The 14,055-nt window shown below is 70.6% G+C and carries 12 protein-coding genes and 2 tRNA genes; 9 read left to right on the top strand and 5 right to left on the bottom strand.

Going from position 1 to position 14,055, the window contains the following annotated elements:
- Positions 1 to 1,125 (top strand): putative bifunctional diguanylate cyclase/phosphodiesterase (locus tag CCN35_RS11035; RefSeq protein ID WP_245863111.1); only part of this gene is annotated, 1,125 nt, incomplete at its 5' end.
- Between the two features lie 85 nt (positions 1,126 to 1,210).
- Here CCN35_RS11035 and CCN35_RS11030 read toward each other — a convergent pair.
- The 3 genes from CCN35_RS11030 to CCN35_RS11020 all read right to left on the bottom strand — a co-directional run bounded on the left by CCN35_RS11030 (position 1,211) and on the right by CCN35_RS11020 (position 4,620).
- Complete coding sequence (locus CCN35_RS11030) at positions 1,211 to 2,299, bottom strand: LLM class flavin-dependent oxidoreductase (protein ID WP_086792434.1); 1,089 nt, start codon at positions 2,297 to 2,299, stop codon at positions 1,211 to 1,213.
- A 266-nt stretch (positions 2,300 to 2,565) separates the two neighbouring features.
- Positions 2,566 to 3,720, bottom strand: coding sequence for a glutathione-independent formaldehyde dehydrogenase (locus tag CCN35_RS11025; protein ID WP_067388447.1), 1,155 nt, complete (start codon positions 3,718 to 3,720; stop codon positions 2,566 to 2,568).
- 168 nt (positions 3,721 to 3,888) lie between these two features.
- Positions 3,889 to 4,620: a maleate cis-trans isomerase family protein gene (locus CCN35_RS11020; protein ID WP_086792432.1), complete on the bottom strand. Its 732-nt coding sequence runs from the start codon at positions 4,618 to 4,620 to the stop codon at positions 3,889 to 3,891.
- Between the two features lie 229 nt (positions 4,621 to 4,849).
- Between CCN35_RS11020 and ehuB the strand changes: the two genes are divergently transcribed.
- The 5 genes from ehuB (at position 4,850) to CCN35_RS10995 (ending at position 8,286) form a co-directional block, all read left to right on the top strand.
- Positions 4,850 to 5,782, top strand: coding sequence for an ectoine/hydroxyectoine ABC transporter substrate-binding protein EhuB (gene ehuB / locus CCN35_RS11015; RefSeq protein WP_067388273.1), 933 nt, complete (start codon positions 4,850 to 4,852; stop codon positions 5,780 to 5,782).
- Complete coding sequence (gene ehuC, locus CCN35_RS11010) at positions 5,779 to 6,528, top strand: ectoine/hydroxyectoine ABC transporter permease subunit EhuC (RefSeq protein ID WP_067388445.1); 750 nt, start codon at positions 5,779 to 5,781, stop codon at positions 6,526 to 6,528. Before ehuB ends, ehuC begins: the two co-directional genes overlap by 4 nt.
- Positions 6,525 to 7,175, top strand: a complete 651-nt coding sequence (gene ehuD, locus CCN35_RS11005) for an ectoine/hydroxyectoine ABC transporter permease subunit EhuD (protein WP_067388270.1) — start codon at positions 6,525 to 6,527, stop codon at positions 7,173 to 7,175. Before ehuC ends, ehuD begins: the two co-directional genes overlap by 4 nt.
- Before the next feature lie 10 nt (positions 7,176 to 7,185).
- Positions 7,186 to 7,962: an ectoine/hydroxyectoine ABC transporter ATP-binding protein EhuA gene (ehuA, locus tag CCN35_RS11000; protein ID WP_086792436.1), complete on the top strand. Its 777-nt coding sequence runs from the start codon at positions 7,186 to 7,188 to the stop codon at positions 7,960 to 7,962.
- 250 nt (positions 7,963 to 8,212) lie between these two features.
- Positions 8,213 to 8,286, top strand: a tRNA-Lys gene (locus tag CCN35_RS10995).
- A 114-nt stretch (positions 8,287 to 8,400) separates the two neighbouring features.
- Here the strand turns inward: CCN35_RS10995 and CCN35_RS10990 are convergent.
- On the bottom strand, positions 8,401 to 9,006 hold the full coding sequence (locus tag CCN35_RS10990; RefSeq protein ID WP_067388268.1) for a lytic polysaccharide monooxygenase auxiliary activity family 9 protein: 606 nt from the start codon (positions 9,004 to 9,006) through the stop codon (positions 8,401 to 8,403).
- A gap of 187 nt (positions 9,007 to 9,193) precedes the next feature.
- Between CCN35_RS10990 and CCN35_RS10985 the strand changes: the two genes are divergently transcribed.
- The 3 genes from CCN35_RS10985 (at position 9,194) to glxA (ending at position 13,800) form a co-directional block, all read left to right on the top strand.
- Positions 9,194 to 9,267: transfer RNA gene (locus CCN35_RS10985), tRNA-Lys, on the top strand.
- A 481-nt stretch (positions 9,268 to 9,748) separates the two neighbouring features.
- Positions 9,749 to 11,869, top strand: coding sequence for a glycosyltransferase family 2 protein (locus CCN35_RS10980; protein ID WP_067388266.1), 2,121 nt, complete (start codon positions 9,749 to 9,751; stop codon positions 11,867 to 11,869).
- Positions 11,866 to 13,800, top strand: coding sequence for a radical copper oxidase GlxA (gene glxA, locus CCN35_RS10975; protein WP_067388264.1), 1,935 nt, complete (start codon positions 11,866 to 11,868; stop codon positions 13,798 to 13,800). Before CCN35_RS10980 ends, glxA begins: the two co-directional genes overlap by 4 nt.
- Positions 13,801 to 13,875: 75 nt before the next feature.
- Here the strand turns inward: glxA and CCN35_RS10970 are convergent.
- A partial coding sequence (locus CCN35_RS10970) for a glycoside hydrolase family 6 protein (RefSeq protein WP_211285508.1) occupies positions 13,876 to 14,055 on the bottom strand: 180 nt, incomplete at its 5' end.

The raw sequence follows: 14,055 nt of genomic DNA, 5'->3' as shown, positions 1-14,055 counted from the left end.
CGGCTCGGCGGCGACGAGTTCGCACTGCTCGTGGAGGGCTCGACCGGCACCGAACAGCTCGCGGAGCTGGCCGAGTCGGTGCTCACGGCCCTGCAGGCACCGTTCGAGATCTCCGGGCGGCAGCTGTCGGTGTCGGCGTCCATCGGTGTGGTGGAGCGGCAGGCGGCCGGGACGTCGGCCACCGCGCTGATGCAGGCGGCCGACACGACGCTGTACTGGGCGAAGGCGGACGGCAAGGCCCGCTGGACGCTGTTCGACCCGGAGCGCAACGCGCACCGCATGACCCGCCAGGCCCTGGTCTCCTCGCTGCGCACGGCCGTCGACCGCGGTGAGTTCACCCTGGAGTACCAGCCGCTGGTCGGCATGGACGACGGACGGCTGCGCGGGGTGGAGGCCCTGGTCCGCTGGCGGCACCCGCGGTTCGGCACGCTGACGCCGAATCGGTTCATCGCGCTGGCGGAGGAGGACGGCTCGATCGTGCCGCTGGGCCGCTGGATCCTGGCCACCGCCTGCCGTCAGGCCCGCCGCTGGCAGCTGGACCACCCGGACGAGCCGCCGATCTTCGTCAGCGTCAATGTCGCGGTCCGCCAGGTCTGGGACTCCGACCTGGTCGCGGACGTGGCCGGGGTGCTGGCCGAGACCGGACTGGCACCGCATCTGCTGCAACTGGAGCTGACCGAGTCGGCGGTGATGGGCTCGGCCGGCCGGCCGCTCCAGTCCCTGCGGGCGCTGAGCGACATGGGTGTGCGCATCGCCATCGACGACTTCGGCACCGGCTACTCCAACCTCGCCTATCTCAGCCGGCTTCCGGTGTCCGCGCTGAAGCTGGACGGCTCCTTCGTGCGGGGCTTCCAGCACGAGGAGAACACCGGGGAGAACGCCGCAGGACAGGGCGAGGAGCACGACGGCGCGGCGGGACGGCCGAGCCCCGCGGACGAGGTCATCGTGGAGGCGATGGTCCAGCTCGCCCACCGGCTGGGGCTCACCGTCACCGCCGAGTGCGTGGAGACCTGCGACCAGGCCAGCCGGCTGCGCCGGATCGGCTGCGACACCGGACAGGGGTGGCTGTACTCCCGCCCGGTGCCGCCGGACCGCATCTCCGAGCTGCTGGGCAGCCGGTGCTGAGCCGGCTCGGTTCCTGCCCGGTTCCCGGGAAGGCGGTTCACCGAGAAGCGGTTCCCGGGGAATCCGGTTCCTGGAAAAGCCGTGTTCAGTTCCTGGGGAAGTCGTAGGCGTCCGCGATGAGTTCGTAGCTGCGCAGACGTATGTCGCCGCTGGGCGCGGTGCTTGTGATCATCAGCTCGTCGGCGCCGGTGCGCTTGTGCAGCTCGTCGAGGCCGGCCCGGACCTCGTCGGGGGTGCCGTGCACGACGTCGGCGTTCCAGGACTCGACGAACTCCCTCTCCGCCGGGCTGAATTCGTATGCCTCCGCCTCCTCCGGAGTGGGCACGAGACCGGGGCGGCCGGTGCGCAGCCGGATCATGCTCAGCGCGGCGGCCAGCACCTGGCGGCGGGCCTCCTTCTCCTCGTCGGCGGCGAGTGCCGCGACCCCGATCAGGGTGTACGGGGCGTCGAGCACCTCGCTCGGCCGGAAGGACTGGCGGTACAGCTCGAGGGCGGGGATGGTGTTCCGCGCGGAGAAGTGGTGGGCGAAGGCGAAGGGCAGACCGAGCATCCCGGCGAGGCGGGCGCTGAAGCCGGAGGAGCCGAGGAGCCAGATCGGCGGGCGGTGCGGGGACTGCACCCCGCCCGGGGAGGTGCCCTGGATCGGGCCGGGGACGGCATGGACACGCCGGTAGGGGTGGCCCTCGGGGAAGTCGTCGTCGAGGAAGTGGATCAGCTCGGCGAGCTGCTGGGGGAAGTCGTCGGCGCTCTCGTTCAGCCGGTCCGTGCGGCGCAGGGCGGCGGCGGTGGCACCGTCCGTGCCGGGGGCGCGGCCGAGGCCGAGGTCGATGCGGCCGGGGGCCAGGGCCTCCAGGGTGCCGAACTGCTCCGCGACGACCAGGGGTGCGTGGTTGGGGAGCATGACGCCGCCGGAGCCGAGGCGGATGCGGTGGGTGTGGGCGGCGAGATGGGCGAGGATCACCGCCGGTGAGGAGGAGGCCACACCGGGCATGGAGTGGTGCTCGGCCACCCAGTAGCGGTGGTAGCCACGGGACTCCGCGAGGGTCGACAGGGCGACGCTGGTTCTGAGGGCGTCGGTCGTGGTGTGGCCCGCGCCCACGGTGACCAGGTCCAGTACGGAGAGGGGTACGGGGGCGGTTCCCTGGGCCTTGCCCCTGATCTCGTCTCCCGTCACCGGTGCCTCCTGTTCTCGCCGTTCACATGTCCGACCGGCGTCAACAGGGCGCCCTTGCCCTTTGTTCCTTTTGCTTGTGTTTCCTTTCCCACTCGTCCGTCCCGCTCCCACTCGTCCGTCCCGCCCGTCTTCCCGCCCGGCCCGCCGTCCTTCCCGCCCGGCCGTCCTGCTCCCGGACACCCGAAGGGGAGCCGCCCCGGACGGCGGCTCCCCTCGGCGACCGGTCACGAGCATCCGGTCACGGGTGTCCGGTCATGGGCGTTCCGTCACGCCGCCAGCGCGTGGCCCGGACGCAGCACCACCTTGGTGTAGCCCTCGATCCGCTTGTCGAACTTCTCGTACGCCTGGGGCGCCTGCTCCAGCGGAAGGGTGTGGGAGACCACGAAGCTGGGCTTGGCGCGGCCGGCGATGATCAGATCGCGCAGCTGGCGGTTGTACTGCTTGACGTTGCACTGGCCGGTGCCCATCTGCTGGCCCTTCTCGAACATCTTGCCGATGGAGACCAGCAGCTGGCCGTGCTTGGCGTGCTCGTCGGGGCCGCCCGGGTCGGAGGGCACGTACAGGCCCGGCACGCCGAGCATGCCGGTGGGCCGCACCGTGTCGACGAGCGCGTTCAGGACGACGGCGGGTTCCTCGTGGCTGGTGTCCTTGTGGGACGTGGCCTGGTAGCCGACGGCGTCCACACCCTTGTCGGTGCCCTCTCCGTTCGTCTGCTCCTTGATCTGCTCGGCCGGGTCGCCCTGGGTGAAGTCGATCGGGATGGCCCCGATCTCCTCCGCCTTGGCGAGCCGCTCGGGCACCCGGTCGACCGAGAACACCTTGGAGGCGCCGCGCAGCAGCGCCGAGTAGGCGGCCATCAGGCCCACCGGTCCCGCGCCGAAGACGGCGACGGACTCGCCCGGCTTCACCTGGGCGAGTTCACAGCCGTGGTAGCCGGTCGGGAAGATGTCGGCGAGCAGCACGAAGTCGTTCTCGAACTCGTCGCCCGGCGGCAGCTTCAGACAGTTGAAGTCGGCATAGGGCACGCGCAGCCGCTCCGCCTGGCCTCCGGTGTACGGGCCCATGGCCACGTATCCGTAGGCTCCGCCCGCGAAGCCGGGGTTGACCGTCAGACAGAACCCGGTCTTCCCGGCGAGGCAGTTCTTGCAGAACCCGCAGGCCACATTGAACGGCATCACGACCCGGTCGCCCTCGGACAGCGAGGTCACACCGCTGCCGACCTCCTCGACGATGCCGAGGTTCTCATGACCGAAGACGATCCCCGGCTTGGCGGCCGTACGGCCCTCGTACATGTGCAGGTCGGATCCGCAGATCGCGGTCGACGTGACCCGTACGATCACATCGTTGGGGTGCTGGATCCGTGGATCGTCGACGTCCTTCACCACCACGTTGAAGGGCTTTTCATAGACGACGGCTTTCACCTGGGTCACCTCCGCGTCGAACGCTGGACGGCGGTCACGACGGGCCGTTCCCAGGAACGCAACACGCAGGCGAGGTCGGTCGCCCCGTGCCGTGGGCCCGGGCGTTCTCGCTGCTCCGCCGCTACTTCCAGGGAAAGCCCCCCCGAGAGGGTCCGCAACCGCGGGGGCTCACACCTGCACAATCGGCTCCCGGGTGAACAGCGCGCCCAGCGCGGGGGCGTTGACCCGGCGGTCGGCAAGGCGCAGGGCCTCCCACACGCTCACCTGGTTCGCCGTGAGGACCGGCTTGCCCAGGTCCTTCTCCAGGGCCGGGATGTGGGCCGCGGTGTGCAGGGCGGTGTCGGGCAGCAGGACCGCCTCCGCCGAGGGGGCGTCCGCCTCCCGGGCCAGGGCCAGGACCTCCGCCTCGCTCCAGCCGGCCACCTCGGCCGCCGTGCCGGCCCCGGCGCTGCGGGCGGCGACCGTCTCGATCCCTCCGGCGCGCAGGAAGTCCACGAACAGATCGGTGATGTCCTCGGGGTAGGTCGCGGCGACGGCCACCCGGCGCACGCCGATCTCGGCCGCCGCGTGCACAAAGCCGAAGGAGGTGGAGGAGGCCGGCATGCCCGCGGCCAGGGCCAGCTCGCGGACCTGTTCGTGCGCGCCCTGCGGGCCGCGTACGAAGCCGGCGCCGTCGCACGCCCACACCACCGCCTCCGCCCCGGCCAGACGCAGCCGCTCCGTGCCCGGAACGAGCCGTTCGAGCAGGCCCGTCTCGAGCAGCGTGCCCACCCGGCGGACGTCCTCACCGGGGTCGGTGTGGACCAGGTCCACGCGGATGTCGCTGCCCAGAAGCTGCTCGATGCGCGGGTAGTCGTCCTCGGCGAAGTGGCCCGGGTAGAGAAGTCCGAGTGCGGTCATGTCCAGCCCTCCTGCTGCGCTGCGCCGGTGGGAGCGGCCGGCGGGGCCCCGCGGCCCGGGTACCCCGTCGGCGCGGGGCGGCCCCTCGCGTCCCGTCCTGGACCGGGCCCGGTGACGTCCGTCACGGCGCCGGCGACGGTGCACCGGGGGACGGCGCACTTGTGAAGGAATGAAGGGGAGCGCGAAACCGACCGGAATACCTTTGCGAGGTCCGGGTAGCGGCGCGCCCATGGTTTCCTTCCAGGCACACGACGAGGGCTCGTCCCGGACGCACAGACCCGGCCCGCGCCGCCGCGCCCTGCTCACGGGCGTCGCCGCCCTGGCCGCGGCCGGTGCGGTCGGTGCGAGCAGTGGATGCAGCCGGGTGGCCACCGCCGACACCGGCGACGGCGGCCGGCTGCTGGAGCAGCTGAGGGCCCGGGGCAGTGTGCGCCTGGGCATCGCCGGCGAGCAGCCCTACGGCTACATCGGCAAGGACGGCAAGGTCACGGGGTCGGCCCCGGCCGTCGCCGCCCGGATCTTCCGCAGGCTCGGCGTCGAGCGCGTCGAACCGTTCCCCACCGAGTTCGGCTCGCTGATCCTCGGGCTGAACTCGCTGCAGTTCGACGTGGTCGCCGCGGGGATGTACATCAACCCGGAGCGCTGCGGACAGGTGCTCTTCGCGGATCCCGAGTACCAGATGAAGGACGCCTTCATCGTGGCCAGGGGCAATCCGCTGAAGCTGCACTCCTACGAGGACATCGCGCGCACCGGGGCGCGGATGGCGACCGGGATCGGCTACGCGGAGATCGACTACGCCAAGGCGGCCGGGGTGAGGAAGATCACCACCCTGCCCGACCAGCTGGCCGGTCTCCTCGCCGTCGAACAGGGCCGGGTCGACGTCTTCGCGGGCACCGCGGTCACGGTGCGCAATGTGCTGAAGCAGACCCGCAGCACCAAGGCGGAGGCCACCGGCGAGGTCACCCCGTACCTGAACGGCAAACCGGTCGTCGACGTCGGCGCCTTCGCGTTCCGCAGGACGGAGCGGAATCTGCGCGACGCCTTCAACCGGGAGCTGCACGCGATGAAGCGCAGCGGCGAACTGCTGGAGGTCATGCGTCCCTTCGGGTTCACCGAGGAGCAGATGACGACCCTCACGGCCGAGGAGAAGTGCCGGCCATGAGTGAGATCACACCGGGCCTGTGGGCCCTTCTGCTGCGCGGTGTGTGGGTCACGGTCCAGCTGACCGTGTACAGCGCCGCGCTCGGCGCGGTGGTCGCGTTCGTCGTGGGGCTGGCCCGTACCCACCGCCTGTGGATCGTCCGGTTCGTGTCGGGCGCGTACTTCGAACTGTTCCGGGGCACCTCGGCGCTGGTGCTGATGATCTGGGTGTTCTTCGTGGTGCCGGTGACCCTGGGCTGGCAGCTCGTCCCGATGTGGGCGGCCGTGCTGACGCTGGGGTGCACCTACGGCGCCTACGGCTCGGAAGTCGTCCGGGGCGCGGTGGCCGCGGTGCCGCAGGCGCAGCGCGAGGCCGGTGTCGCCCTGGGCTTCACCCCGGCCCAGCGGCTGCGCAAGATCGTGCTGCCGCAGGCCTGGCCGGAGATGGTTCCGCCGTTCAACAACCTGCTGATCGAGCTGCTGAAGGGCACCGCCCTGGTGTCCGTGCTCGGCGTGGGCGACATCACCTTCGCGGCCCAGCTGGTGCGCAACGCCACCGGTCAGAGCGCCCCCGTCTACACGGTGATCCTCGTCCTGTACTTCGTCCTCGCCTTCCTCCTCACCCGGGGGATGCGGCAGGTGGAGCGCCGGGCCAAGGCGAACGTCGGGCGGCTCGCCCCCGCGGGCCCCGGCACGGCCGCGAGGACCGGCCGCGTCCGGCGGCGGGACCTCGCCGGCAGCTCCTCGGCCTCCGGAGGTGCCTCGTGAACTGGGACTGGTCCACGCTGGGCGACTTCCTGCCCGCCTTCCGCAGCGGGGTGCTGGTGACCTTGCAGGCCCTGGTCCTGGGCGCGCTGATCGCGTTCGCCCTCGGCCTGGTCTGGACGCTGGCCCAGCGCTCGCCGCTGAGGGTGGTGCGCTGGCCGGTCACGGCCGTCACGGAGTTCATCCGCAACACTCCGCTGCTGGTGCAGCTCTTCTTCATCTTCTATGTGCTGCCCGAGTGGGGGCTGACGCTCTCCGCGCTGGCCACGGGCGTGATCGGCCTGGGGCTGCACTACTCGACGTACACCGCGGAGGTCTACCGCGCCGGGATCGACGGCGTGCCGCCCGGCCAGTGGGAGGCGGCCACGGCGCTCGGCCTGCCGCGGTCGCGGACCTGGACCGCGGTGGTGCTGCCGCAGGCGCTGCGCCGGGTCACGCCCGCGCTCGGCAACTACGTCATCGCCATGCTGAAGGACTCGCCGATGCTGATGACCATCGGCGTGCTGGAGATGCTCGGCCAGGCCCGCCAGTTCGGTTCGCGGACCTTCCACATGAACGAGCCGATCGTGACCGTCGGCATCGCCTTCATCCTCATCGCCTATCCCGCCTCCCTTCTTCTGCGAGCTCTGGAGCGACGCCTTGCCCGCTGACACCGACCCCTTGATCCCGAAGCCCGCGACCGCCGCGAACGGCTCCGCCGGCCGTGAGCTGATCCGTCTGGAGCAGGTCACCAAACGGTTCGGCGACACCACCGTCCTGGACCGGCTCGACCTCTCCGTGGACGCCGGCAGGCACGTCACCCTGATCGGGCCGTCCGGCTCCGGCAAGACGACGATCCTCAGACTGCTGATGACGCTCACCAAGCCCGACGAGGGCACGATCACCGTCGACGGCCGGCGGCTGTTCCCGGCGCCGGAGAAGCAGTGCCGGGAGGTCCGCAAGAAGATCGGGATGGTCTTCCAGCAGTTCAACCTGTTCCCGAACATGACCGTCCTGCGCAATGTCACCGAGGCCCCGAGGACCGTCCTCGGCCTGTCCCGGGACGAGGCGGAGGCCCGTGCCCGCGAGCTGCTGGACCTGGTGGGGCTCGCCGACAAGTGCGACATGCGTCCCACCCGGCTCTCCGGCGGACAGCAGCAGCGGGTGGCCATCGCGCGGGCGCTGGCGATGCGGCCGCGGGTGCTGCTGCTGGACGAGGTGACCTCGGCGCTGGACCCGGAGCTGGTCGCGGGCGTGCTCGACCTGCTGCGGGACATCGCCCGCAGCACCGACATCACCCTGCTGTGCGTGACCCATGAGATGGGCTTCGCCCGGGACATCTCCGACCAGGTGCTGATGTTCGACGCGGGCCGGATCATCGAGTCCGGGCCGCCGGAGAAGCTCTTCGGCGATCCGGACCACGAGCGCACCCGGGAGTTCCTGAGCTCGGTTCTCTGAAGGAGCGGTCCCCGGGGCCGGCCGGGACCGTTCCGGCCGGACCGACCTCCGGGCCGGTCCCGGGGCCGGCCCACGGACCGTCCGCCGGACCACTCCCGCCTCCAGGGCCCCGGGCCGCCGCTGCCGGGACCGGCCGCCGGGACCGGTCGCCACGGTGGGGAGCATCACGTCGGGGTGGTCGGAAGCACTCCGGAAAAGCAGGTAGTATTTTCCCTGTCGCCGGACGCGGAAGGCGGACGGCGGGAATCATGCGCCGCTAGCTCAGTTGGTTAGAGCAGCTGACTCTTAATCAGCGGGTCCGGGGTTCGAGTCCCTGGCGGCGTACCGGTGAAGGGCCCCTCGTGATCACGAGGGGCCCTTCGGCGTGCCGGCCGGACATGGCGCCGGGCCGGCCGGCGGGGCGGCTCCCCACGCCGGCCGGCCCGGTGTCCGGGGTGCTCAGAACGTGACGTCCGAGCAGGCGTAGAACGCGTTGTTGGTGTCGGCGATCGTCCAGACCGCGAGAATCACATGGCGGCCGCTCAGCCCGGTCGGCAGGGTGCCGCTGTGGCTGAGGGTGGACGGCGGGCGCTGACCGTTGTACGGGACCGTCAGGAACGGGGTCGTGTTGAAGTCGGCGCGGGTCAGGGCGCGGTTCTGGTTCCAGCCCTGCTTGGTCACGTAGTACTTGAAGTCGGTCGTGGCGTGCGAGGCGGTGAACTGCCACCGGAAGGTGTAGCTCTGTCCGCCGTTGACCTTGGTGGCCGGCCAGGCCGCGCCCGAGGGGGTTCTGGGGCTGTCGAGCTGGCTGAACCGGGCGTTGTTGCCGGAGCAGATCTGTCCGTCGGCCGGGCCGGACGCCGGGAAGCCCTTGGGGCCCTCGACGCTCTGCGGCTCCCACTGGATGTCGCCGCAGTTGGGCACGGTGCCGTTGGCGCAGAGCTTCTGCCGGCTGATGGGGAGATCGGTGTAGCCGTGGCTGCTGGCGCCCCCGGTGGAGAGTACGAGGGCTCCGGCGGTCGTCAGACCGATGACGGCCGCGTGCAGCTTGGTCCTGGCGCGCATACTGCCGCTCCTGAAGACGTGGGGGAAGTGAGCTGTGCAGGTCTAGACCAAGTCCCAGCCTATGGGCGTTAGTTGAACATGTCCATACCAATCGCGGGTCCGATTTCCGCCCCCGTGCCCCTCGGGCGCCGGGCCCCGGGGTGACCGGAGCACCCCCGGACGTCGGGTACAGTGGAGGAGTCGACAGGCGCCGCTAGCTCAGTTGGTTAGAGCAGCTGACTCTTAATCAGCGGGTCCGGGGTTCGAGTCCCTGGCGGCGTACGGCACGAAAGGGCGAGCCACGTCCGCGGAGCGCGGACCGGCTCGCCCTTACTGCTTCCCCCGGCTTCCGCTCCGGTTTCCTCCGGCTTCCGTCTCAGCCTCTTCCCGTTTCTTTCACGCCATTCTTCCGGGTTTCGCCGCATCTTGCGATCATGCCGAGCACCGTAGAACCCTGTATGCCGAACTGCTGCCGGCCGGCGGCAGTTCGTTGTTCTTGAAGCCATTGGGGGTGATGGGGGGGTAGAACGGCCGGTTGCCCGCTCCACGGGGAGGAGGGGCCTGGCGTCGACGCCGGAAAAGCGGCCATGCACGGGGGGCGGTCGTGCAACCGGTCGGCCGTGGTGCCGTGTGTCCGTGTCCACAGGGGGGACGACGCGGTGCCGGCGGCCCGGCACGCACACGCCCGCGGACGGTCGAGGGGGCCCGAGGCGGGTGAGAGAACCGACACAGCGCGCACCTGTGCGCGCAGGGGGGATGACGCATGACGTCCGTGTCGAAGGGTGCCCGGCGGGTTTCCGGCCCTTCGCAGACGACCCGGCTCCGCAGGCCGGCGGACCACGACGGCGACACCGACGCCCTGAGCAGAATCAAGAGGACTCTGCCGAAATACGACTACGAGCACTACAGCCGGCTGGCCGGTCCCCTCACCCGGCCCGATCCGGACAAGCCGTACCGGGTGCGGTACCGCTCGCTGCTCTCCCAGGAGCCGCACCGCATCCGGGTCGCCCTGATGCTGGCCGCCGCGCCGCTGCTGTCGCTGGTCCTGCTGGCCTGGCTGCTGCAGCCCGACCACTGGACCGAGCGCGACTACCCGGCCTACGACTTCCTGCCGGCCCTCGACGTGGTGATGCTGGTCTCGATCGGCCTGATCGAGCTGTTCCGCTGCCTGAACGTACTGTCCAACGCGCACGCCACCCTGGTCGCCCGCGACCCCGTACCCGTGGTGCCCGAGTCCGGCACGAGGGTCGCCTTCCTGACCTCCTTCGTGCCCGGCAAGGAGCCCCTGGAGATGGTGACCAGGACCCTGGAGGCCGCCGTCCGGCTGCGGCACCGGGGTGTGCTGCACGTCTGGCTGCTCGACGAGGGCGACGACCCCGAGGTGAAGGCGGTCTGCGCCCGCCTGGGCGTCCGCCACTTCAGCCGCAGGGGCGTCGAACGCTGGAACCAGCCCAAGGGCCCGTACCGCGCCAGGACCAAGCACGGCAACTACAACGCCTGGCTCCAGGCGCACGGCGACGACTACGACTTCTTCGCCTCCGTCGACACCGACCATGTGCCGCTGCCCAACTATCTGGAGCGGATGCTGGGCTACTTCCGCGACCCGGACGTCGGCTTCGTCATCGGCCCGCAGGTCTACGGCAACTACGACACCTTCGTCACCAAGGCGGCCGAGTCGCAGCAGTTCCTCTTCCACGCCCTCATCCAGCGCGCCGGCAACCGCTACGGCGCCCCCATGTTCGTCGGCACCTCCAACGCCGTACGCGTCAAGGCGCTCAAGCAGATCGGCGGCCTGTACGACTCGATCACCGAGGACATGGCCACCGGCTTCGAGATGCACCGGGCCAGGAACCCGGCCACCGGCCGCAGGTGGAAGTCGGTCTACACCCCGGACGTGCTCGCGGTGGGCGAGGGTCCCAGCGCCTGGACGGACTTCTTCACCCAGCAGCTGCGCTGGTCGCGGGGGACCTACGAGACGATCCTCAAGCAGTACTGGAAGGGCTGGTACTCGCTGCCGCCGGGCCGGCTCTTCAACTACACCATGATGATCATCTTCTATCCGATGTCCGCCCTCAACTGGATCCTGGCGGCGCTGAGCTGCGCCCTGTTCCTGGGACTGGGCGCCTCGGGGGTGAACATCGACCCGACCGTCTGGCTGATGCTCTACGGCAACGCCTCCGCGCTCCAGATCGGCCTGTACGTCTGGAACCGCCGGCACAACGTCTCCCCGCACGAGCCGGAGGGCTCGGGCGGAGTGGCCGGCATGGTGATGTCGGCGCTGTCGGCACCGATCTACGCCCGCTCCCTGATGGACGCCGTACTGCGTCGCAGGAGCAGGTTCGTGGTGACCCCGAAGGGCGAGTCGGCGAGCCCCGACACCCTGTTCGGCACGTTCCGCGTCCACTGGTTCTTCATCGCGGTCTTCGGCGGCTCGCTCGTCGCCGGGTTCGTCCTCGGGCACTCCCACCCGGCGATGATCACCTGGGCCGCGCTCGCCCTGCTGATCACAGCCGCGCCGATCTTCGCCTGGCGGTGGACGCTGCGGCAGGAGCGGAAGGCGGGCACACGCCCGGCCGCCGCACCGCGGCCGCGGAGGACGGCCCCGGCCGCCGCGCCCTCGGCCCGCACCTCTGCTCCGGCGGCGCCGGCCCGGACGGCGGCGGCTCCCGCGTCACGGCGTCCCGCATGGGCCATGGCGGACGGCACCGCATCCCGCACGGCGGACGGAACGGCCGGCACGACGGCCACCGCCACGACGGCTGAGACGACGGCCGGCACCGCGCACGGCACGGCGGACGCGGCACCGGCCGGCACGGCGAACGGCACGACGGGCGAGCACACCCTGCAGATCGCCCTCGGTGGACTGGGGGGACACAAGGAATGAGGGACCAGGCCGGCCTCCGCCGCGCCCGACGGCTCGGGATCGGCGCGGTGGTGGCAGTCGCTCTGGCCGCGATGAACGGACCGTGGCTCTACCGCTTCGGCACGGAGCGCTATCACCACTACAAGATCAACAGACCCGAGTACAAGGCCGAGAACGGCCACTGGCAGATCATCGAGTTCCCGAAGGAGTACCGGCAGAACACCATCCACGCCGTGCTGCTGCACACCGGCAAGGTGCTGCTGATCGCCGGCTCGGGCAACAACAAGAAGAACTTCGACGCCCGGCGGTTCGACTCCCGCATCTGGGATCCGGTCAAGGGCACCGTCAAGAAGGTGCCCACGCCCGAGGACCTGTTCTGCACGGGGCACACCCAGCTCGCCGACGGCAAGATCCTGATCGCCGGCGGCACCAAGCGGTACGAGAAGCTCAAGGGCGACGTCACCAAGGCCGGCGGCCTGATGATCGTCCACAACGAGAACCCGGACAAGCCGGTCACCCTGCCCGCGGGCACGAAGTTCACCGGCCGGGCGAACGGCAAGACGTTCGTCTCCAAGGACCCGGTGCTGGTGCCGCGCGCCAAGAAGAACTTCGACAAGGCCGGCCGGTTCATCGGCAACACCCCGGGGCTGGGCCGTGTCTACGTCGAGGCGCAGAAGAGCGGCGCCGCGTACGAGACCGGCACCCAGGACAACTACCGGATCCAGGGCCTGACCGGCCTCGACGCCCGCAACACCTACGGCATCGCGGAGAAGCTCGCCCTGGACAAGAAGGACTTCCAGGGGATCCGGGACGCCTACGAGTTCGACCCGGTCGCCGAGAAGTACATCAAGGTCGACCCGATGCACGAGGCCCGCTGGTACCCGACCCTCGCCACCCTGAGCGACGGCAGGATCCTCAGCGTCTCCGGTCTCGACGACATCGGCCAGCTGGTCCCGGGCAAGAACGAGATCTACGACCCCAGGACCAGGAAGTGGTCGTACACGCCGAAGATCCGTCAGTTCCCCACCTATCCGGCGCTGTTCCTGCTGCAGAACGGCAAGCTGTTCTACTCGGGCTCCAACGCGGGCTACGGACCGGCCGACAAGGGCCGCGACCCGGGCATCTGGGACGTGGAGACCAATGAGTTCACCAAGCTGCCCGGCCTGAGCGACCCCGATCTGATGGAGACCTCCGGCACGGTCATGCTGCCGCCCGCGCAGGACGAGCGGTTCATGGTGATCGGCGGCGGCGGGGTCGGCGAGTCCCGGCGGTCCAGCAAGAAGACCCGGATCATCGACCTGAAGGCCGAGAACCCGCGCTTCAGGGACGGTCCGTCGCTGGAGAAGGGCACCCGCTATCCGCAGTCCTCGATCCTGCCCGACGACACCGTCCTGATCTCCGGCGGCTCGGAGGACTACCGGGGCCGCAGCGACTCCAACATCTTCCAGGCCCGGCTCTACGACCCGGGGACCAACACCTTCAAGCGGGTCGCCGACCCGCTGGTGGGCCGCAACTACCACGCCGGATCGATCCTGCTGCCGGACGGCCGGGTGATGTTCTTCGGCTCCGACTCGCTCTTCGGTGACAAGGCCAACACCAAGCCCGGGAAGTTCGAGCAGCGCATCGAGATCTACAGCCCGCCGTACCTCTACCGGGACTCGCGGCCCTCCCTGTCGGGCGGTCCGAGGACCATCGCCCGGGGCGCCTCCGGCACGTTCACCTCGCAGCACGCCGGGGCGATCCGGAAGGTCCGGCTGATCCGGCCGAGCGCCTCGACCCATGTCACGGACGTCGACCAGCGTTCGATCGCGCTGGACTTCACCGTCTCCGGTGACAGGATCACGGTGACGATGCCGAAGAACCGGAACCTGGTGCAGTCCGGGTGGTACATGCTCTTCGTGGTCGACGACCAGGGGACGCCGAGCAAGGCCCAGTGGGTGAAGGTGCCGTAGCGCAGGCCCCACCCCGGGCAGGGGCGCCCTCCCCGCCACGGCGGGGAGGGCGCCCCGTGTCGCTTCCCGCCCCCGCTACTTGCTGCCCCTGGCGAGCTCGAGCGCGTACTCGGCCCACCAGTCGCCCGCCTTGGGCCCGCCCTTGCAGGTGCCGTCGGACTCGCCGGGCCGCTTGATCCACAGATAGGCGTCGACCAGGGGGTCGGCGGTTCTGGTCGTGGGGGTCTCGCCGAGCGCCCGGCCGGGCGGGTTGCA

The sequence above is a fragment of the Streptomyces thermovulgaris genome, assembly GCF_002155915.1.
Classification (GTDB): Bacteria; Actinomycetota; Actinomycetes; order Streptomycetales; family Streptomycetaceae; genus Streptomyces; species Streptomyces thermovulgaris.
The sequence above is the reverse complement of the archived record's forward strand: the minus strand, read 5'-3'. Positions and strand labels throughout refer to the sequence as shown.